The organism is Gordonia sp. HS-NH1 (genome assembly GCF_001418765.1).
Classification (GTDB): Bacteria; Actinomycetota; Actinomycetes; order Mycobacteriales; family Mycobacteriaceae; genus Gordonia.
The window spans coordinates 131,971-152,167 of record NZ_LIYC01000007.1 but is presented as its reverse complement, the minus strand read 5'-3'; the positions used below and the strand labels follow the sequence as shown (position 1 = coordinate 152,167).

Genomic DNA, 20,197 nt, shown 5'->3' with positions numbered 1-20,197 from the left:
CGGGACGCATGGCAGCCTTCTATCCATGGCGGATTCGATCCTTGTCTCGCTCGACGGCACACAGCACGATGCCGACGCTCCCTTCCTCCATGCCGACGATCTGGCCGCGGTCCGCGGCGACGGCATCTTCGAGACCCTTCTCGTACGCGCCGGACGGCCCCGGTGCGTCGAGCTGCATCTCGAGCGCCTGACGCACAGTGCCGCGGCGATGGATCTCGGCGCACCCGATCTCGACGAGTGGCGCGGGGCGATCGAGACCGCGGCGCAGGCGTGGACGGAGAAGCACGGATCGGCCGGCGAGGCTCTCCTCCGGCTGGTCTACAGCCGCGGGCGTGAGCACGGATCGGCGCCGACCGCCTACGTCACCGTCGACGCGGTGCCCGACCGGGTGGCGGCGGCGCGCGCGGAGGGGGTGCGGGTGGTCACCCTCGCCCGCGGCTTCTCGATCGACCTCGCCGCCTCGGCGCCCTGGCAACTGCTCGGCGCCAAGACCCTCAGCTACGCGACGAACATGGCGGCCCTGCGTCACGCCGCCGACGAGGGTTACGACGACGTGATCTTCCTCAGCAGCGAGGGCGTCGTCCTCGAGGGGCCCCGGGCCACGGTCGTGGCCGTCTACGCCGACACCCTGGTGACGCCGCCCACCGAGATCGGGATTCTCGAATCGACCACCGTGCGTGCGGTTTTCGATGTCGCGTCGCGGGAGGGTTGGACGACGAAGACCGACGTGCTGCGGCCTGAGGACCTGGTGGCGGCCGATTCGGTCTGGCTGGTCAGCAGCGTGACCCTCGCGGCCCGGGTGACCCATCTCAACCGGTACGTGATGCCGGTACCGTCCGATGCCGCGAAATTCACCGATCTGGTCGATCGGGCCATCTCGGTGGACGACAATTGACCCCGGTCACTCGCACCTGATCACCCCGCCCGGAACACACACCCCGGGCAATGAGAGGGAAGACACCGCCTCGAGCTGGTCGGCGGGACCTTTGGCGCTTGTCCGGGCCCGGTGACCAGGCGTAACGTCGCGCCTACGACCTACTACTACCGCTGGTAGTAGTAAGTTCCCGGCAGGTTTCGACCTGCCCCCGCAGCCCGGGGGCCGGCAACTCGATTCGAGGCGATATGGACGCTCTGGACGTCTCCAGATGGCAATTCGGGATCACGACCGTCTACCACTTCATCCTGGTCCCGTTGACCATCGGCCTCGCGCCGATGATCGCGGTGATGCAGACGGTGTGGCATGTCACCGGCAACGAGCAGTGGCTGCGCGCCACCAAGTTCTTCGGAAAGCTCTTCCTGATCAACTTCGCGCTCGGCGTCGCGACCGGAATCGTCCAGGAGTTCCAGTTCGGCATGAACTGGAGCGAGTACAGCCGGTTCGTCGCCGATGTCTTCGGTGCGCCGCTGGCCCTGGAGGGCCTCGTCGCCTTCTTCCTCGAATCCACGTTCATCGGACTCTGGATCTTCGGTTGGGACCGGTTGCCGCGCCGCGTGCATCTCGCGTGTATCTGGTTGGCGGCGATCGGCGTCAACGCCTCGGCGTACTTCATCATCGCCGCGAACTCCTGGATGCAGCACCCCGTCGGCGTCGTGTGGGACCCCGAACGCGGGCGGCCCGCGATGAACGACTTCGTCGCCGTGCTGACCAACAACACGACTCTCGCGGCCTTCCCGCACGTGATCGCCGGTGCCTTCCTCACCGCCGGCACCTTCGTCGCGGCCATCGGGATCTGGTGGATGGCCCGGAACTCGTGGCGGGCGAAGAAGATCCGCGAGGCCGCCGAAACCGGTGACGTGGGTGAGATCCCGGACAGCACGTCGCCGAGTCACCTCGACGCGACACCCGAGGACCTCGAGAAGGACGCCCGCGTCCTCTGGCGGCCGGTCACGAGGCTCGCGTTGTGGGTGACCATCGTCTCCGGTGTCGCACTGTTCATCACCGGGGACATCCAGGCGCAGATCATGTTCAAACAGCAGCCGATGAAGATGGCGTCCGCCGAGTCGCTGTGCGAGACCGAGACGGGCCCGGGTTTCTCGGTCCTGTCGATCGGCCGTCAGAACAACTGCGAGAACATCGACCACATCATCGAGATCCCGAAGATGTTGTCGTTCCTCGCGAACCACGATTTCGACTCGACCCTGCAGGGCGTCGAAGAGCTGCAGGAGCAGTACACCGAGGCCTTCGCCGGACAGCCGAACGTGCCGGCGAATCAGAACTTCGCACCCAACCTCTTCGTGACCTACTGGGGCTTCCGGGCGATGATCACCTGGGCGCTCGGTTCGGTGGTCGTGGCCCTGGGCGGCCTGTGGTTCACGCGACGCAAGCGGGTGGTCGAATCCAGACGTTTCGGTTTCATCGCCCTGCTGATGATCCCGACCCCGTTCCTGGCCAACAGTTCCGGCTGGATCTTCACCGAGATGGGGCGCCAGCCATGGGTCGTCGCACCCAACTGGGAGGACGATCTCGATCCACTGCGGATCAGCATGCTGGTGCAGAACGGTGTCTCCAACCACTCGGCGAGCACCGTGCTGGTCACGCTGATCGGATTCACCCTGCTCTACGGCGCCCTGGGTGTCGTGTGGTTCATGTTGCAGCGGCGCTACGTCATCGAGGGTCCGGCCGCGCACGACTCGCGGCCACCAGGCCACACCGACGACGACGAATCCGAATCCGATGAGCCCAAACAGCTCTCGTTCGCGTACTAGAGGAGCGTGATCATGAGTCTCGAAGAAGTCTGGTTCCTGGTCATCGCGTTCCTGTTCGTCGGGTATTTCGTCCTGGAGGGCTTCGATTTCGGCGTGGGCATGCTGATGCCGATCCTCGGATCGAGCCACACCGGTGGCGACGACAAGGTCGCCGCCGACGATCCGGAGGCCGATCCCGACAAACGGCGCCGCGCGCTCCTCAACACCATCGGCCCGGTCTGGGACGGCAACGAGGTCTGGCTCATCACCGCGGGTGCGGCGCTGTTCGCGGCGTTCGGCGGGTGGTACGCCACCATGTTCAGCGCGTTCTACCTACCGCTGTTCCTCATCCTCATCGGTCTCATCGTGCGGGTCTGCGCGATCGAGTGGCGGGGCAAGATCAACAATCCCCGCTGGCGCATGTGGTGCGACATCGGAATCGGGCTGGGGTCGTGGATTCCGGCGATCCTGTGGGGTGTGGCGTTCGCCAACATCGTGCGCGGGCTTCCGATCGACGCCGACGCCCAGTACACCGGTGGGTTCTTCAACCTCCTCAACCCGTACGCCCTTCTCGGCGGTGCGACCACCCTGCTCGCCTTCCTCACCCACGGCGCGGTGTTCATCTCGCTGAAGACCTCCGGTGTGCTGCAGGAGGATTCGGCTCGCTACGCCGCCCGGCTGGCCTGGCCGACACTGATCGTGGCCGCCGTGTTCCTGTTGTGGACCCAGTTCGCGTACGGCAACTCGTGGACGTGGATCCCGGTGCTCATCGCCGCCGTCGCCGCGGTCGGCATGGTGGTGGCGACGCAGATCCGCCGCGAGGGTTACGCATTCATGTTCACCTGCATCGCGATCGCGGGCACGGTCGCCACGCTGTTCGCCGTGCTGTTCCCGAATGCGATTCCGTCGACCCTGAATCCGGAGTGGAACCTCACCATCGAGAACACGGCGTCGAGCGACTACACACTCACGATCATGACGTGGGCGGCGGTGCTCATCACCCCGGTGGTGATGGCCTACCAGGCCTGGACCTACTGGGTGTTCCGCAAGCGGCTGTCGGTCGCGCACATCCCGGACCCGGCCGGACTTCCGTCGCTGCGAATCCCGAGCAAGTGAGTCGCACCGCCCGGCCCCCGCTCGATCCGCGGCTGCTGCGGTATTCGCCGACGACCCGCCGCTACGTCGGGGTCACCGCGGTGTTCGCGGTGGCCGAGGTGATCGCGATCATCGTGGTGGCGGCGATGGTGGCCTCGATCGTCTCCGAGTTGATCGTGTCGCCGGGCGCGCGGTCCTTCGCCGCGCAGGGAGCGCATCTGGCGATTCTGACCGCCGCCCTCGTGGTGCGGGCGGCGATGGCCTACGGGCACGATCGGTACGCACACCGGGCCGCCGAGCGGGCGATCGCCGAGTTGCGCGCCGAGGCGCTCGACGTCCTCACCGATCCGGCCCGCACCTCGCCACGGTCGCTGACCGCGATCCGCGAACATGCGAGCACGGTTCTCCTGCGCGGTCTGGACGCACTGGGGCCGTATCTGTCGGGCTACCTGCCGGCCCTCGTCGCCGCGGTGGTCCTGACGCCGGTCGTCACGGTGGTCATCGCCCTCGCCGACTGGCCCTCGGCGCTCATCATCCTCGTCACGCTGCCGCTCATCCCGCTGTTCATGGTTCTGGTCGGACTGATGACACGCGACCGCACCACGCGCAAGCTGGCGACGATGAGCCGGCTGAGCGCCCAGCTCCTCGACCTCATCGCGGGATTGCCGACCCTGCGGGCGCTGAACCGGGCCGGTGGCCCGGCGGCGCGCGTCGGTGAGCTCGGCGAGGCGTACCGCCGTAGCACGATGAGTTCGCTGCGTGTCGCGTTCCTGTCGGGTGCCGTCCTGGAACTGCTCGCGACGCTCTGCGTGGCGCTGGTGGCAGTGAGTATCGGTCTGCGCCTGGTCTACGGCGAGATGTCGTTGTACGCCGGTGTTTTCGCACTGATCCTCGCGCCGGAGGCGTACTTGCCGCTGCGTCGGGTCGGGATGCAGTTCCACAATTCGACGGACGGCCTCACCGCTGCCGAGCAGGTCTTCGGGCTCATCGCGCCGGCGTCCGCCGGGTCGGGTCCGGCGGTGCCCGCCGCGGGGAGCCGGGGCGTCACGGTCGCCGGAGCGCCGATCACGCTGCTCGACGTCGGGGTCCACGGCCGCGACGGGTGGGCGCCGGAATCCCTTCGCGCGACGGTCGAACCGGGTTCGCTGACGGTGTTCACCGGGCCCAACGGGTCGGGAAAGTCGACGGTGCTTTCGACGATCATGGGCCTGCTCGCTCCTGACGAGGGGTCGGTGCTGATCGGGTCCACCCCGGTCGCCCAGGCCGATCCCGCGGCGCTGCACGAACAGATCGCCTGGCTGCCCCAGCAGCCGGTGATCGTGCCGGGCACGGTCGCCGAGAACCTGGCGCTCTACGGCGCCCTGGACCGCGGCGCCTTCGAATCAGCCTCCGCGGCAACCGGCTTCGCGGATGTGGTGGTCGAGTTGCCCGAACGGCTCGACACGGTGCTGGGAACGGGCGGGGTCGGGCTCTCCGCCGGACAGCGGCAGCGCCTCGCGCTGACCCGCGTCCTCGCCTCACCGGCGCCGCTGCTGCTCCTCGACGAGCCGACCGCCCATCTCGACGAGGCATCCGAACGCGAGGTGTTCGCGACCCTCCGCGATCGCGCCCGCGCCGGGGACACGGTCGTCGTGGTCGCGCATCGGGGTGTCGCCCGCGAGTACGCGGACCGGGCGATCGAGTTCCCGGCGGTCTCGGGCACGGCGGTCTCGGGCACGGCGGGCACAGGCACTGGCACGGTCGCGGAGGTGGATCATGCGCGGTGATCCGCTCTTTCGGGCCCTGGGGTTCCTGGGTCTTCGGGGGCGTCCGACCATCGCCGCGCTCGCCCTCGGCGTCGGCGGTTCGCTGTCGGCGCTCTTCCTCGCCGCGCTGTCTGCCTGGCTGATCACCCGCGCCTGGCAGATGCCGCCGGTGCTGTACCTGTCGGTCGCGATCACCGCGGTCCGGGCGCTGGGTATCTCGCGCGGTGTGTTCCGCTATCTGGAACGGCTGGCGACCCACGATCTCGCTCTGCAGGCCATGGCCACCGCGCGGCAACGGGTGTACACGGCGTTGGCGTCGGGCGCACCGGGTTATTCGGTCACGCTGCGGCGGAGTGAACTGCTGAACCGGACCGGTGACGACGTCGACGAGATCGGGAACGCCCTCATCCGCGGCCTCATCCCGATCGGCATCGGTGCCACGACATCGCTTGCGGCAGTGGTGGTGATGGCGCTGGTCTCGGTGCCCGCGGCCGTGGTGCTCGCACTCGCGCTGGCCGTCAGCGGCGGTGTGGCGCCGTGGCTGGCCGCACGCGGTGGTGCCCGGTCGATCCGCGACGGCGCGCAGGCCGCGTCCGAGGCCACGGAGGCCGCCACGACGGCGCTGTGGCACGCGCCTGAACTCGTCGTCGCACGCAGACGCCATCACGCGCTGGCAGCGGCCGCAGCGGCGGATCGCCGCCATCTCGACGCCACGGACCGGGGTATCCGGTGGCAGGCATCCGCCGCGGCGGCGACTCCGCTGGCATTGGGTGCGTCGCTGATCGCGGCATGCGTCATCGCCGTCGAATTGGCCTCGGCGACCTCGGGTTCGCTCGCCGGGGTGAGTTCGGGGGCTGGACTGACGCCGATGATCCTCGGTGTGCTCGTCCTGCTGCCGCTGTCGGCCTTCGAATCCACCGCGCCGCTCACCGAGGCCGGGCTGCAGATCGAGCGGAGCCGACAGAGTGCGGCCCGGCTCATGGCGCTGGTGGACGGGGCGCACGCCGACGGAACAGTCGATGTAACCGACGCCGAGGTGTATCGGTCTCCGGTGCGCCTGAGGACCACGGGCTTGCGCTGGGGACACCGGGATCGGGAGGTCCTCGGTCCCGCGGCGGGCGTGGATCTCGACCTGCGACCTGGTTCGCGTCTGGTGGTCACCGGCCCGAGCGGGGCGGGGAAGTCGACGCTGCTCCTCACCCTCGCCGGGTTGTTGCCGCCGATGGCCGGGGACGTCGAGGCGGTCGACGTCGGCGACGGTTCGATCGTCGGGTTACGTTCGGCGGGATGCTATTTCGCCGAGGAGGCGCACATCTTCTCGACGTCGGTCCGCGAGAACCTGCGCGTCGCCCGCGGTGACATCACCGACGAGGAGATCGACACCGCGCTGGCGGCCGCCGGGCTGCAGCGCTGGGCCGCAGCACTTCCCGACGGTCTGGACACCGTCCTCACCGGTGGGGCCGATGCGATGAGCGGCGGGCAGCGGCGGCGACTGCTGCTCGCCCGCGCACTGCTGCATCCCGCGCCGGTCGTCCTGCTCGACGAACCGACCGAGCATCTCGACGAGGCGGACTCCGACGAGCTGTTGCGGCGCCTCCTGGGGATCGAGCGGGACCTGTTCGGGCCCGACCGCATCGTCGTCGTGGTGACGCACCAGCCACCGGCCGATACCGGTGCGGTGGAGGTCCTCGAATTGGCGGGCCGGCCCCTTTCTGCTCCCTGAGGTGCGAGCGAAGCGAGCCACGAAGGGCTCCGCAGCGTGCCTCACCAGGCCCTTCGTGGCTCGTCGCTATCGCTCCTCGCACCTCAGGGAGCAATAGTCAGCGGCTCTCTGCCTGTGGGCGGGCACGAAACAAGAACCGGGGCCGGACGTACACGTCGTCCGGCCCCGGTTCCCCCCTGTGAGAGGCGGGAGGGCTAACCCGTGGACACCTCGTATCCCATCGGCAGCATCGTCGACTTGTGCTCGAGGAAGGACTCGAGACCTTCTCGGCCGTTCTCACGGCCGATGCCCGAGTTCTTGTAACCGCCGAACGGTGACTCGGGATCGATGGCGTACCAATTGATCCCGAAGGTGCCGGTGCGGATCTTGGTGGAGATCTCGATGCCGCGCTCGACGTCGTTCGTCCACACCGTGCCGGCGAGTCCGTAGCTCGAGTCGTTGGCGATGGCGATGGCCTCGTCGACGTCGTCGTAGGCGATGACCGACAGCACGGGACCGAAGATCTCCTCCTGCGCGATGGCCATGTCGTTGGTGACGCCGGTGAAGATCGTGGGGGTGAGGAAGTAGCCGGAGTCGAGTCCCTCGGGACGCTCGCTTTCGAGAACCGCGGTGGCACCGGCCTTCTTGCCGAGTTCGACGTACTCCTCGACCTTGTTCCGCTGGTTCTCGGTGATCAGCGGTCCGAGCTGGGCCTCCGGATCGGAGGGCAGCCCGACCTTCATCGCCTTCGCGGCCTCGACCATCGCGGCCACGATCTCGTCCTGTCGGCTGCGCGGCACCAGAATTCGCGTCTGCGCGACGCATGCCTGGCCCGTGTTGAACAGGCCGAGGAACGTCAGCATGAAAGCGTTCGCGGCGAGGTCGACGTCGTCGAGGACGATGGCGGCCGACTTGCCGCCCAGCTCGAGCGAACACCGCTTGAGGGTCTGGGCGCAGGCGGCGCCGATCGCCTTGCCGGCCGCGGTCGAACCGGTGAAGGTGATCTTGTCGACGTCGGGATGCGCGACGAGCGCCTGCCCGGTCTCGGTGCCACCGGTGACCACCGAGATCGCCTCGGCGGGAACGCCCGCCTCGATGAACAGCTGCGCGACGTAGTTGCCGGTCATGGGGGTCTCGGGTGCGGGTTTGAGCACCACCGAGCAGCCTGCGGCCAGCGCGGCACCCATCTTGTTGCAGGTGATGAACAGCGGGACGTTCCAGGCACAGATCGCGCCGACGACGCCCACCGGTTCGCGGGTGATCCTGGTGGTGCCGAACAGGCCGGTGCGGTATTCCTCCCACTGGTAGTCACGGGCCGCGTTGGCGTAGGCGCGCAGGACACCGGTGCCGGGGAGCTGTTGGAGGGTGCTGATCGCGCTCGGCGGCGCGCCCATCTCGGCGGATACGAGCGCGGTGATCTCGTCGCCCCGCTCGTCGATCAGATCAGCGACCTTCGCGATGATGTCGGCGCGCTGTGCGGGCGGCGTCGAACTCCAGACCCCGGAGTCGAAGGCCGCGCGCGCCGCGCGGACCGCGGCGTCGACGTCGGTGGCATCGGCGAGCGGTACCGAACCGACGCGCTCACCGGTGGCGGGGGAGTGGACCTCGAGGGTCTCGGTGGAATGGGGATCGGCCCATCGGCCGCCGATGAGCAACTGGGGTTGATCGCCCCCGCCGATGAGGGTGGCGGGTTGGGACTCCACGGTCTCGGTCATTACGCGTGTGCTCCTCAGAGGACGGGGCCCTGCCCGGGCGTGGGCGGTCGACAGCCGCCGACGGACAGGTGTGAACTACGGCACACGCAATACTAGAACACGTTCTAACTCTGATGCCAGGGGTGGTCGTCAGGAACTCCCGAAGGCCACCCGGGCCTCCATCCCCTGCATCACGTCGTGGAGGATCTCGATCTGATCGGTCGGGTCCTCGGCCTCGAGGAGTCGTTGCTGGTCATGCGGTTGTCCCGCCGTCTGCGCCGCCCACCGGTGGATGGGCGAGAGGTCCGCGGCCCGGGGATCGGAGTCGATGAGGGCGAAGGCGGCGATGATCGGCTCGGGATCCTCGCCGGCGGCGCGGAACTTCCGCCGGATGAGCTCGCGGTGTCGTTCGGCGAGGTCGCGCAGACGGGCCAGATCGGAGCGGCTCGGGGTCCGCTCGGGCAACACCGTGATGCGGGCGCGCGGATATGGATCGTCGGGCAGCCATTCCTCGACCCGGAACCGGCGTCGGCCGATCGCGGTCAGCGTCGCGCGGCCGTCCGGTAGCCGGGCGGTGATCTCGGCGTGCGCCAGCGTGCCGACGCGGCAGCGTGACTCGCCGCCGCCGACCTCCGAACCGCGCTCGATCAGCACCACGCCGAATCGGACCGTGGGTGGATCGGTCGAGGTGTCGACATGGTCGTCGAGCATCTGCCGATAGCGCGGTTCGAAGATGCGCAGCGGTAGTTCCGCGCTCGGCACCAGGGCGGTGCCGAGCGGGAACATCGGCGCGACGAGCGACGCGCCCGCCGCCGGTTCAGGGGTCAGGGCGTGCTCGTCTCAGGACTTGGGCCGCGCGTCGAGCACGACCTCGAACTCGAGCAGATCGGCACCCGAGGCGACCGGCTTGGCGCGCTCACCGGAGTGCGCCTCGCGGGCCGGACCCGCCGACCAGGCCTGGAAGTCCTCTTCGGACTCCCACTCGGTGACGACGAAGTAGCGGTCGTCGCCCTTGACCGGACGCAGCAGCTGGAATCCGAGGAACCCCTTGGACCCGTCGACCGAGTGGGCGCGATTGGCGAACCGCTTCTCCAGTTCGGGGCCCGCGCCCTCGGGGACGGAGATGGCATTGATCTTCACAACAGACATGCGTCCACCATAGGCGCTGTGCGGGGGCGGTCGTCTGGGGAACGACGACACGGTGGTCGGGCCCCGTGCCGGTCGTCGGTGGCACTGCGGTTCTGCGACTACAGTTCTGGCATGTTCGACGGTGAGGTTCCGCAGGAGACCGGACTTCGCGACCACGGTGGTCCCGAAGTCGCGGACGAAGCGAACGGATCGTCGGCCACAGTCGAGCGCGCGGCGCCGCCCATCGTGTTGCTGCACGGCCTGATGGGCCGCGGACGGACATGGCGCCGCCAGGTCCCGTGGCTGCGCCGGTACGGCCGGGTGTTCACCTACGACGCCGCGTTCCACACCGGCGCCGACGCCGAACAACCCTGCGACGACGGCGAACTCGCGACGGAGCGGTTCGTCGCCGACCTCGCCGAGGTCCTCACCTGGATCGACCGCGGGCCTGCGGTCCTCATCGGGCATTCGATGGGAGCCCTACACGCCTGGTGCGCGGCGGCGGAGTACCCCGAACTCGTCGCAGCGCTGGTCGTCGAGGACATGGCCCCCGACTTCCGCGGCCGGACCACCACGAGCTGGACCCCGTGGTTCGAGTCCTGGCCGGACCGATTCGCCTCCGAGGCCGAAGCCGTCGAGATGTTCGGGCCGGTGGCCGGCCGCTACTTCTTCGAGGCCTTCGACGACGGCCGGTTACACGGTCGGATTCCGTTGTGGGCCGCGATCGCCGAGGAATGGGGCCGACGCGATTTCTGGACGCAATGGCGTTCGGTCGGCGTGCCGGCGCTGCTGATCGAGGCCGAGCACGGGGTCACCCCGCCGGGGCAGATGCGGACGATGTGCGCGGTCAACGACCACGCCCGGCATCTCCGCGTGCCGGATGCCGGACATCTGATCCACGACGACGCGCCACATGTGTATCGCGGTGCGGTGGAGGCATTCCTGTCCGGCCTCGACCGCTGAGACCGCCGCGCAACGTAATTCGGGGCGTACACGACGAATCGTGTACGCCCCGAGGAGGAACGGGTGGCGTCAGGCGGGGTCGGCCGGCGCGATGGGCGCGCCGTTGAGCCGACGCCAGCAGTGCACGAAAAACAGCTGGGCGACGGGAGCTGCAACGATCAGGCCGATTCCGCACAGTAGGGCGCCGACCAGGGTGATTGCGTAAGTCACCAACCACGTGAGTAGAGAGTCGCCGAATCTGGACTTCACCAACTCGAACGATGCCTTCAGTGCCTCGACAGGCGATAGCCCCTTGTCGATTGTGGCAACGATCGAGAAGATCAAGAAGAACGCGGCGATGATGCCGGGGAGCACGCACAGGAACGTACCGATGGCTGTGATGATCCCGACCAGAATCGCGGTGCCGATCACTGGTCCGAATCGAATCGGGGTCAGGAAAGATGCCGCGGATACAGGTTCGCCGTTAGCGACACGGACCGCTCCGGAGATGATGCTCGCCTGCAAGTACAGAATGCCGATGTAGAAGACCACGGCGATAAGCGCCATTAGGATGTAAGTACCGATTCCAGGCCCGCCGGACTGGATATACCCGTTCTCGTCTATAACGAGGTCGTCACTGCTGGCGAATAAAACGGTGTAGAAGACCCCGAGGAACACCGCGTAAAGCAGGAACATCGCGAGGCCCGGCAGGATCATCGCGCCGACGTTGTTCTTGAATTTGCCGAAGGCCCACGAGAACGCGGTGCCCACGTCGATCTTGCCCGAATCTCCCGGCGCGCCGTAGGGATCCGGGGCTCCGGGATAGGCCCCGGCGTCACCGTACTGCGGCCCGCCCGGAGGCGGCGGAGGCGGGGCCTGGCCGTACTGCGGCTGCGGCGGCGGCTGCTGGCCGTACGGCGGTTGCTGGGGAGGCTGCTGCCCGTACTGCGGCGGCTGCTGCCCGTATTGGGGCGGCTGCTGCCCGGGGAAGCCGCCCGGTTGCTGCGGGTCCGGCGGCGGGACAGGGGGATACGGCGGCTGACTCATGGATCGGGACATTAGCAACGATCCGGGCGTGGTGGGAGACTATCTCCGAACGATCAAACGACTGGTCAATGAACCCGGCACGGATTATGAGGTCTGTCGGCACCGGCTCGAGCGGAGTTCCGGTACAGCCGTCTCGGAGCCGTTCGGCGGAGTCCCGGCGGAGCTATGCCTCGCCGGCGAGGCAGTAGCGTCCGCTTGCGGTGATCTCCACGAGCCCGTCGACGAGCAGCGAATCCAGGGCCCGGTCGCGCTGGGCGGTGTCGGAGGTCCACACGACGTCGAGTGCGGCGCGGTCGACGGCGCCGCTCGTGTTGCGCAGGACATCGAGGAGCAGCCCGCGCACCTGACGGTCGGTGCCGGCGAACTTCTGCACCCGGCGCGGCGGTCCGGAGTGCGTCGGCCGGCCGAGGCCGACCCAGGTGCAACCGTCGACGAGAGGGCACATGTCGCACTTGGGGTTTCGAGCCGTGCAGACGAGCGCGCCGAGTTCCATCAGCGCCGCCGAGAAGCGTGGTGCCGACGCGGCGTAGGTGCCGTCGACGGACCGGGGGAGCAGCGCCTGCGCGTCGGCGAGATCCCGCCGCGACGGATTCGCCGGTTGTTCGCGCCCGTGAACCGCGCGGACGATGACCCGCCGGACGTTGGTGTCGACCACCGGCACGGCCTGTCCATAGGCGAAGCACGCGACCGCCCGTGCGGTGTAGTCCCCGATACCGGGCAGTCCCAGCATGGTCTCGACATCCTCGGGAACCCGATCGCCGTGGTCGGCGGCAAGCACCTTGGCGCACTCGTGAAGGCGGAGCGCGCGTCGGGGGTAGCCGAGCTTGCCCCACGCCCGCAGGACCTCCCCGGCCGGTTCGACCGCCATCGCCGAGGGGGCCGGCCACCGCCGGACCCACTCCCGCCAGGGTTCGACCACCCGGGACACCGGCGTCTGCTGCAACATGATCTCGCTGATGAGGATCTGCCAGCCGCTACACGACGGGTCACGCCACGGAAGATCCCGTTCATGCATATCGAACCAACCGAGCAGATGGCCCGATGGCACACTATTGGGCATGACCGCAACGACACCACGGCAGGCCTGGCGCATCCTGCGCGACGGCAACAACCGATTTGTGACAGGTGAATCTCAGCATCCCAGCCAGGGTATCGAGGACCGGGCGCGACTCGCCGGGGGCCAGCATCCGCACGTCGCGCTCTTCGGTTGCGCCGACTCGCGGCTGGCGGCCGAGATCATCTTCGACCAGGGCCTCGGCGACATGTTCGTCGTCCGCACGGCCGGTCAGGTCATCGACTCGGCAGTCCTCGGTTCGCTCGAGTACGCCGTCGAGGTGTTGCAGGTGCCGCTCATCGTGATCCTCGGGCACGACAGCTGCGGCGCGGTGAAGGCCACCCTCGACGCGCTCGACGACAACCAGATCCCCGGCGGTTACATCCGGGACGTCGTGGAACGGGTCACCCCCAGCATCCTCGCCGGCCGTAGCGAGGGCCTGACACGAGTCGACGAGTTCGAGGCCCGCCATGTGGTGGAGACCGGGCAGCTGCTCATGCAGCGCAGCCGGATCATCGCCGATCGGATCAGTACCGGCCGCCTGGCGATCGTCGGCCTGACCTACCAGCTCAGCGAGGGGCAGGTGAACGTCCAGGGCGTGTACGGGGACATCGGTGAACGCCCGGCGCCCACCGCGGTGGCCGAGTCTGCCTGACGTCGTATTCGTCTCCGCATGCGGTGGACCTGAAGGCGAACTCTAGACTTTGCCTGCTCGGGACCGCTTTCCCGCTGCGACACGCCGCACGTGATGAACCAGAAGTCAAGACCCGGCCGTTAGCGTTGTGGTCGTGATCGAACCCCAGGGCCCGCTGCCACCCGAGATCTACTGGCGACGCCGCGTCGTCGCCGCGGGTGGTGCGCTGGTCGTGGTCGGTCTGGTCGTAGCACTGATCGTGTGGATGACGTCGGGAAGCGGGGATCCGCAGAACACCGCAGCCACCGCGAGCGTGTCGTCGAGCTCATCGGCGTCGTCGACGACATCCGCGCCGCCCGCGTCGGAACCGCAGGCGGGTGGCGCCTCCGGTGAACCGGATGCGGGGGGCGGCGCCGGCGGCGGGGCGGGTGCTCCGGCGGGGCCGCCCGCGGGGTCCGCGACCCCGGTCGAATCGACAAGTCCAGCAGGCGTTCCCGGAGCGGCCGGCGGGCCGGCCCTGTGCCCGGATCAGGCGATCTCGGTGGTCCTCTACACCGACAAGCCCACCTACACGATCGGACAGAACCCGGTGTTCACCATCGTGACCACCAACGCGGGACTGTCCGAGTGCACCCGCGACGTCGGCAAGGCCGTGCAGAACGTCATCGTCCGCACCCTGGACGGCACCCGGACGCTGTGGTCGGCGCGCGACTGCTCGCCGCTGAACACCGTCAACAACGTGGTGCTCAAGCCTGCGCAGCAGGTCAAGGACACGATCACCTGGTCGGGCACCACCAGCAGCCCCGGTTGCGAGCGCCCGCGGACCCAGGTGCCCGCCGGCTCCTACTCCGCCATCGGCAAGATCGGCGAACGCGAATCGTTCCCGATCACGTTCAACATGGTCGCCCCGGCCCAACAGCCCTGAGCGACGGTCACGTTCGCCGGGCCAGGCGACTAGTCGTAGCGCTCGATGCTGGTCTCGGCCAGGCGGGTACCGCGAACTATTCGTTCGCTAGGTAAAGTACCGACTCGTTGAGTATCAATGATGAGATCTCCTACCTCGGTCTCGTCTGGCGGGGAGGTCTCTCATCCGAGTCGGATTCAAGGCGTTCATGCGTCGCTGTGTGGTTGCCGCGGGCGTTGCGGTGACGTGCGCATCATCAGCGCTGGTGTGGGGCAGCGGGCCCGCAGTGGCATCCGACCCGGAGATGCTCAGGGCTGACGCGGGTTGCGTCTGGAGAACGCCGGCCGAGCGCGCTCAGAACCTACAGACTTGTACCTTCGACTCGACTGCGCTCGGGCGAGAGGCCACGGTCCAGATCCGAGCCGCAGACACACGAGAGCGCCAGGCAGGGCGCGGAATCTACTTCCTGGACGGATTGGGGTCGAATCCGGAGTTCAGTACGTGGACAGCGGAGCCTGAAACCGTCGCTGCCTACGATTCCGTCAACACTCTCGTCTTTCCGGCCGGTGGTGCAGGTGAGTGGATGACAGACTGGGAGAAAGCGCCCACCGGTCAGTCGATTCCGCCGCAATGGAGCTCGTTCATCGGGGTCGAACTGCCGAAGTATCTGCAGCGGAACTTCGATGTGCCGAGATCGGGCAACGGCATCGTCGGGGTATCGATGTCCGCGGGTCCGGCGATCGTCCTTGCGCTGGACCATCCAACGGTGTTCAAAGTGGCCCGTTCCTACTCCGGCTACTATCCGACTGACAACCCGCTCGGGTGGTTGGGAATACCTGCCATCCAGCGTGAGCGTGCCGACATCGAGAACGGACGCACCGCGATGTGGGGAGACCCTGAGGCGCCGGGTAACCGCTGGGCACAGAACGACGTCCTGTCCCGTATCGGCGAAGTCGCGCGAACTCGCCAGACCGTGATTGTTTCCTCCGGGAACGGAATTCCGACCAGCAATGAACTCCGCGAAGCCAACCAGGTCCTTCAGGAACGATTGGCTGCTGATCCCGGATCGGGTCCGAAGCTCGTGCAGCAGGCGGCAACCGCGCTAGCTCTGGGAGTTGCGCTGGAGTCTGGCGCTATGTTCTCGACGGTGGCCCTCCAGGCCGTATCGACACGTCTCGGACTGCCGATCTCGTTCAACTATCGGAACGGCGGACACAACTGGTATGCGTGGTCGGCGGACGCGAACGATGACGCGCAGATGATCGAACGAGCACTGCTGTCCAACTAGCGGCCTCGCGGCCGTTGCCGTGATCGAGGTACCAGTCGCCCGAATACGCGCGATCAGTCGTAGCGCTCGATGCTGGTCTCGGCCAGGCGGGACAGTCCCTCACGGATGTGGCGGGCCCAGATGCTGCCGATACCCTCGACCGCCTGCAGATCGGCCGACGAGCTCGCGAGCAGCGCCTGTAGGGTCCCGAAGCTGCGCACGAGCCGGTCCACGTGGGCGAACTGCAGCCGCGAGATCCGGGCGAGCAGACGGTAACCGCGGGGACTCATCGCCGTGTCCTGGGCCTCGATCGTCGTCGGGTACCCGAAGGCCCCGGCGAGCAGGGTGAGGTCGAGAAGGTCTGCGTCGCTGAGGTTCTCGACGACCTCGAGCGCCTGGCGGACATCCTCGGCGGTCGCCGGCTCGGGGCTGGCGTAGTAGTCGCGGACGAGCAGTTCGCGCATGGTGTCGTTGTCGCTGATCAGCTCCTCGAGCTGCAGGCTGACCTGCCGGCCGTTCACACCGAGTTCGAGGACGTACTCCTCGATCTCGGCCGACACACGACGGACCATCTCCATGCGCTGGGCGGTCGACATCGCGTCGCGCAGCAGCACGTAGTCCTCGATCTCCGCGCGCGACAGCGCCGAGATCACCTCGTCGAGCCGGGCCTTGTACCGCTCGAGGGTGGCCAGCGCGACGTTGGCGCGGGACAGGATCGGGTCCGGGCTCTCGACGACCCGGCGGGCGCCGTCGACGTAGACGCTCACGATCGACATCGACGCGCTCACCGAGATCACCGGATGCCCGGTCTGGATGGCGGTCCGCTCCGCCGCGCGGTGACGGGTGCCCGACTCCTCGGTCGGGATGGAGGGATCGGGGACCAGCTGGACGTTGGCCCGCACGATGCGCTTGCCGTCGGTGGAGAGCACGACTGCGCCGTCCATCTTGGCGAGCTCGCGCAGTCGCGTCGGCGCGAACTCCACGTCGAGGTGGAAACCGCCGTCGCAGATCTTCTCGACGTCGGAGTCGTGCCCCAGCACGATGAGGGCGCCGGTGCCGCCTCGCAGGATGCGTTCGAGGCCGTCACGAAGCGGCGTGCCGGGCGCGACGCGCGCCACCGTGTCGCGCGTCAGCTCGGATCTGACCACCTCGGCAACCATGACTTCCCTCCAGTGACCCGTCCGTCCCCGCGGGGACGGCGCCCACCCGCGCCGGGCCGGATGCCAGCGACATCGGCCGTTCTGATGGTGACTAGGGTACCGGGGTGTGAAGAGCAGCAGTTTCGTGGTGCCCGACGACCTGGACGAGGTGGAACGCCACCCGAAGGCGGCGAAGCCGGGCGAACCCGTCCGCATGCACAACCCGACCTGCTACGGCTGCGGACCGGACTCCCCGCAGGGCCTGCATCTGGTGGTGCATGCGGGTGAGGGGTTCACCGTCGACGCGTCGATGGAGGTCGAGACCCGGATGGAGGGCGGCCCCGGCGTCATCCACGGCGGCATCCTGAGCACCGCGTTCGACGAGGTGATGGGCACGATCCCGCTCCTGATCGGGCCCTCCGGGGTGACGGTGCATCTCGAGGTGGATTACATCCGGCCCATCCCGGTGGGCTCGACGCTGCAGTTCACCGGCACCTTGCTGGGCCGACAGCGCCGCAAAATCTTCACCGAGGCGGTCGCCCACATCGGTAATCCGGACGAGCCGGTGGCCAGCGCACACGCGATCTTCGTGACGATCGATGTGCGGAAGCACTTCGCCGCCCATGTCGAGAAGAGCGCCCGGGCGGAGGAGTACAAACGCCGGATGTACCCCTAGGCGTAGCGGCCAGGGGGACGGGTCAGAAGGGCGCGTCCACCGGATCGGCGTCGCGGAGACCGACGGCGTCGCCGAGGTTCGCCACACGCAGGATCCGGATGCCCGTCGGCAGTTCCTCGTCGGTGGCCGCGGGGATGATCGCCTCCCGGAAGCCGAGTCGCTTCGCCTCGGCGAGTCGGCGCGCGACGGCCGAGACACGACGGACCTCACCGCCGAGCCCGACCTCGCCGACGACCACCGTCGACTGCGGGATCGGCTGGTTCTTCACCGTGGAGTACACAGCGAGCGCGATCGCGAGATCGGCGGCCGGCTCGGTCACGCGCATGCCGCCCACCGTGGATAGATACACCTCGCTCTTCGCGATCTGTTTCAGACCCCCGCGTGCCTGCAGGACCGCGAGCACCATCGAGACGCGGTTCATGTCCAGGCCGGAGACCGCCCGGCGCGGAATGTTCATCTCGGTGCCGTTCGCCAGCGCCTGGACCTCGCCCACCAGTGCGCGTTTGCCGTCCATGGTCACCAGGGTCGCGCTGCCGCTCACATCCGAATCACGTTGATGCAGAAAGATTCCGGAGGGATCCGGGACCTGATGGATGCCGTCGTCGCGCTGTTCGAAACACCCCACCTCGTCGGCCGCACCGAACCGGTTCTTGACACCGCGGACCATGCGTAGCGTCGAGTGCCGGTCACCCTCGAACGCGAGTACGACGTCGACGAGGTGCTCCAGCGACCGCGGCCCGGCGACCGCGCCCTCCTTGGTGACGTGGCCGACGAGGATGACCGCGACCCCGCGGTTCTTGGCGAGCGAGACCAGTGCGGTCGTGACCGCCCGGATCTGGGTCACGCCGCCGGTGACGCCGTCGGCCCCGGAGGCGACGAGGGTCTGTACCGAGTCGACGATCATGAGTGACGGCGCGACGGAGTCGACGTGGCCGAGGATCGTCGCGAGGTCGGTCTCGGCGGCCAGGTAGACGTTCGGGTGCACCGCGCCGGTGCGCTCGGCCCGCATGCGGACCTGCCCGGCAGATTCCTCGCCGGTGATGTAGAGCGCCGTGCGGTCCTGTGCCGCCCAGTGTTTGACGGCTTCGAGCAGCAGCGTCGACTTGCCGACGCCGGGCTCACCGGCCAGCAGGATGACCGAGCCCGGGACGACGCCGCGGCCCAGCACCCGGTCGAGCTCGCCGATGCCCGTGGGGATCGCGGCGGACGATTCGGCGTCGACCTCGGTGATGCGCAGAGCGGGGCTCGACGGTGCGACCGCCGCGGTCGAGCGCGCCGACGGTGCCGGCCCGGCCACCTCGCCGATGGTGCCCCATTCGCCGCACTCGGGGCAGCGGCCCACCCACTTGGGCACCTGATGGCCACACGCGGTGCAGCGGAAGGACGTCTTGGTTCTGGCCACCCGGTCAGCCTAGGTGGCGGGGCCGACAGAACGAGCGAGGCCCGGCGGGTGCCGGGCCTCGCTCGTGGAAGTGGTTCGACCGGTGGTCAGTGGCCGCCTTCGCCGTGACCCTCGCCGTCGGCGCCGTGTTCGCCGGTGCCGGCCCCGGAGCCCTCTTCGCCGTGGCCCTCGTCGCCGTGATGCTAGTTGTAGAAGGTCGGCTCGGCGTTACGTGCCACGTCCTGGCGCTCGAGCTCGGCGCCGCCGTCGACCGGGGCGTCGACGGTGGTCTGGCCGGCATCGACCCAGCGGCCGTCGGCCTCGCGCTTCTCGAACACGAACGTCAGCTCGGTCGTCAGACCCGCCGCGACCGTGTCACCGGTGTTGTCGAGCTCGACGCTGAGGCGCTTCTCGAACTCGGCGTTGGCGCCGACCGGGGTGCCGCCGCGCAGCGCCCCGTTGGGCGGGATGACGCGGTCATCGGCCTCAGCGCCCTCGATGAAGGTGACCTGCCCCTCCTCGGGGTTGATCCCCTTGAGGCGGTAGTAGACAAGCGGATCGGAGTTGGCGATGACGAACGCCAGCTCGAACGGTCCGCCGTCGCCGAAGACCGTCGATGCGTCGTTCTCGGGGTAGAGGATCTGCACGTCGCGGAGCTCGAGTTCGTCGTAGTTGACGTTCGCGCCGTTGATCGCGGGCAGCTGATTGGCGGTCTGCGAGATCTGACCCGCACCGCAGCCGGTGGTGCCGAGGGCGACGGCGATGCCGATCGCGGCAACCGCGGTCACCATGCGAGATGGCCGAACCGCCGACCGCCGCGCGGAAAGTGATAGCACTGACACCCGATCCTCCCAGGTCAAACGAAGCCGACATGCAGCGCGCGAAACCCTGCACTACGCAGCGTAGTGGGCGCGGTGCGGAAAAGTCCGGCCGGGTACCCGATTGGTCTGTCGCCGTCGCCGGCGCCACGGCCCCGCAGCGGTCGCCGGGTGGTCGTGCCCACGTCGTCCCAGGGGTCGGCGGGCGGTGCCGGGGAGCCCGGTCGACACCGTGGTGGGGCGTACCCCGCGCCAGGCCGACGGGGAGCTCCGGTGGGGTAGCGCA

General features: G+C 68.4%; 17 protein-coding genes and 1 pseudogene. 10 read left to right on the top strand and 8 right to left on the bottom strand.

The genetic code is table 11. From position 1 onward, the window contains the following. The first annotated feature begins 25 nt into the window (after positions 1-25). The 5 genes from AMD30_RS07820 (at position 26) to cydC (ending at position 7,248) form a co-directional block, all read left to right on the top strand. A complete protein-coding gene (locus tag AMD30_RS07820) occupies positions 26-895 on the top strand; it encodes an aminodeoxychorismate lyase (protein WP_055475239.1) in 870 nt (289 codons plus the stop codon). A gap of 227 nt (positions 896-1,122) precedes the next feature. Further along, positions 1,123-2,706 (top strand): cytochrome ubiquinol oxidase subunit I, encoded by a 1,584-nt coding sequence (locus AMD30_RS07815; protein WP_014925497.1) that lies wholly within the window; start codon positions 1,123-1,125, stop codon positions 2,704-2,706. Between the two features lie 12 nt (positions 2,707-2,718). Beyond that, positions 2,719-3,801: a cytochrome d ubiquinol oxidase subunit II gene (cydB, locus tag AMD30_RS07810; protein ID WP_055475269.1), complete on the top strand. Its 1,083-nt coding sequence runs from the start codon at positions 2,719-2,721 to the stop codon at positions 3,799-3,801. Continuing rightward, positions 3,798-5,546 (top strand): thiol reductant ABC exporter subunit CydD, encoded by a 1,749-nt coding sequence (gene cydD, locus AMD30_RS07805; RefSeq protein WP_055475238.1) that lies wholly within the window; start codon positions 3,798-3,800, stop codon positions 5,544-5,546. Before cydB ends, cydD begins: the two co-directional genes overlap by 4 nt. Beyond that, a complete protein-coding gene (gene cydC / locus AMD30_RS07800; RefSeq protein WP_055475237.1) occupies positions 5,536-7,248 on the top strand; it encodes a thiol reductant ABC exporter subunit CydC in 1,713 nt (570 codons plus the stop codon). The genes cydD and cydC overlap by 11 nt, the downstream gene beginning before the upstream one ends. 194 nt (positions 7,249-7,442) lie before the next feature. Here the strand turns inward: cydC and AMD30_RS07795 are convergent, their stop codons facing one another. The 3 genes from AMD30_RS07795 to AMD30_RS07785 all read right to left on the bottom strand — a co-directional run bounded on the left by AMD30_RS07795 (position 7,443) and on the right by AMD30_RS07785 (position 10,070). Then, a complete protein-coding gene (locus AMD30_RS07795; RefSeq protein ID WP_055475236.1) occupies positions 7,443-8,942 on the bottom strand; it encodes an aldehyde dehydrogenase in 1,500 nt (499 codons plus the stop codon). A 129-nt stretch (positions 8,943-9,071) separates the two neighbouring features. Then, the gene (locus AMD30_RS07790) at positions 9,072-9,707 is read right to left on the bottom strand and encodes an LON peptidase substrate-binding domain-containing protein (RefSeq protein ID WP_055475235.1); all 636 of its coding nucleotides are present in this window, start codon (positions 9,705-9,707) and stop codon (positions 9,072-9,074) included. Between the two features lie 54 nt (positions 9,708-9,761). After that, entirely contained in the window at positions 9,762-10,070 is a 309-nt protein-coding gene (locus AMD30_RS07785; protein WP_035717146.1) for an antibiotic biosynthesis monooxygenase family protein, read from the bottom strand. Positions 10,071-10,181: 111 nt separating this feature from the next. Here AMD30_RS07785 and AMD30_RS07780 point away from each other — a divergent pair, with 111 nt between their 5' ends. Further along, a complete protein-coding gene (locus AMD30_RS07780) occupies positions 10,182-11,012 on the top strand; it encodes an alpha/beta fold hydrolase (protein ID WP_055475268.1) in 831 nt (276 codons plus the stop codon). Between the two features lie 69 nt (positions 11,013-11,081). Here AMD30_RS07780 and AMD30_RS07775 read toward each other — a convergent pair whose 3' ends face one another. Continuing rightward, entirely contained in the window at positions 11,082-12,038 is a 957-nt protein-coding gene (locus AMD30_RS07775) for a hypothetical protein (RefSeq protein ID WP_055475234.1), read from the bottom strand. Between the two features lie 163 nt (positions 12,039-12,201). Then, positions 12,202-13,098 (bottom strand): A/G-specific adenine glycosylase, encoded by an 897-nt coding sequence (locus AMD30_RS07770; protein WP_055475233.1) that lies wholly within the window; start codon positions 13,096-13,098, stop codon positions 12,202-12,204. Between AMD30_RS07770 and AMD30_RS07765 the strand changes: the two genes are divergently transcribed. The 3 genes from AMD30_RS07765 to AMD30_RS07755 all read left to right on the top strand — a co-directional run bounded on the left by AMD30_RS07765 (position 13,097) and on the right by AMD30_RS07755 (position 15,918). Beyond that, entirely contained in the window at positions 13,097-13,747 is a 651-nt protein-coding gene (locus AMD30_RS07765) for a carbonic anhydrase (RefSeq protein WP_055475232.1), read from the top strand. The two genes, AMD30_RS07770 and AMD30_RS07765, sit on opposite strands and share 2 nt — an antisense overlap. Before the next feature lie 133 nt (positions 13,748-13,880). Further along, the gene (locus tag AMD30_RS07760; protein ID WP_055475267.1) at positions 13,881-14,651 is read left to right on the top strand and encodes a hypothetical protein; all 771 of its coding nucleotides are present in this window, start codon (positions 13,881-13,883) and stop codon (positions 14,649-14,651) included. Positions 14,652-14,838: 187 nt separating this feature from the next. Then, positions 14,839-15,918 (top strand): alpha/beta hydrolase, encoded by a 1,080-nt coding sequence (locus AMD30_RS07755; RefSeq protein ID WP_311199335.1) that lies wholly within the window; start codon positions 14,839-14,841, stop codon positions 15,916-15,918. Between the two features lie 53 nt (positions 15,919-15,971). On the opposite strand, the gene disA is transcribed toward AMD30_RS07755, so the two are convergent. Beyond that, positions 15,972-17,057: a DNA integrity scanning diadenylate cyclase DisA gene (disA, locus tag AMD30_RS07750; RefSeq protein WP_055475230.1), complete on the bottom strand. Its 1,086-nt coding sequence runs from the start codon at positions 17,055-17,057 to the stop codon at positions 15,972-15,974. 106 nt (positions 17,058-17,163) lie between these two features. On the opposite strand from disA, the gene AMD30_RS07745 reads away from it, so the two are divergent. Further along, entirely contained in the window at positions 17,164-17,712 is a 549-nt protein-coding gene (locus tag AMD30_RS07745) for a PaaI family thioesterase (protein WP_055475229.1), read from the top strand. Positions 17,713-17,734: 22 nt separating this feature from the next. On the opposite strand, the gene radA is transcribed toward AMD30_RS07745, so the two are convergent. Together radA and AMD30_RS07735 are read right to left on the bottom strand one after the other, a co-directional pair. After that, a complete protein-coding gene (gene radA, locus AMD30_RS07740) occupies positions 17,735-19,114 on the bottom strand; it encodes a DNA repair protein RadA (RefSeq protein WP_055475228.1) in 1,380 nt (459 codons plus the stop codon). An 86-nt stretch (positions 19,115-19,200) separates the two neighbouring features. Continuing rightward, a pseudogene (locus tag AMD30_RS07735) lies at positions 19,201-19,884 on the bottom strand (hypothetical protein). Between the last annotated feature and the right edge of the window lie 313 nt (positions 19,885-20,197).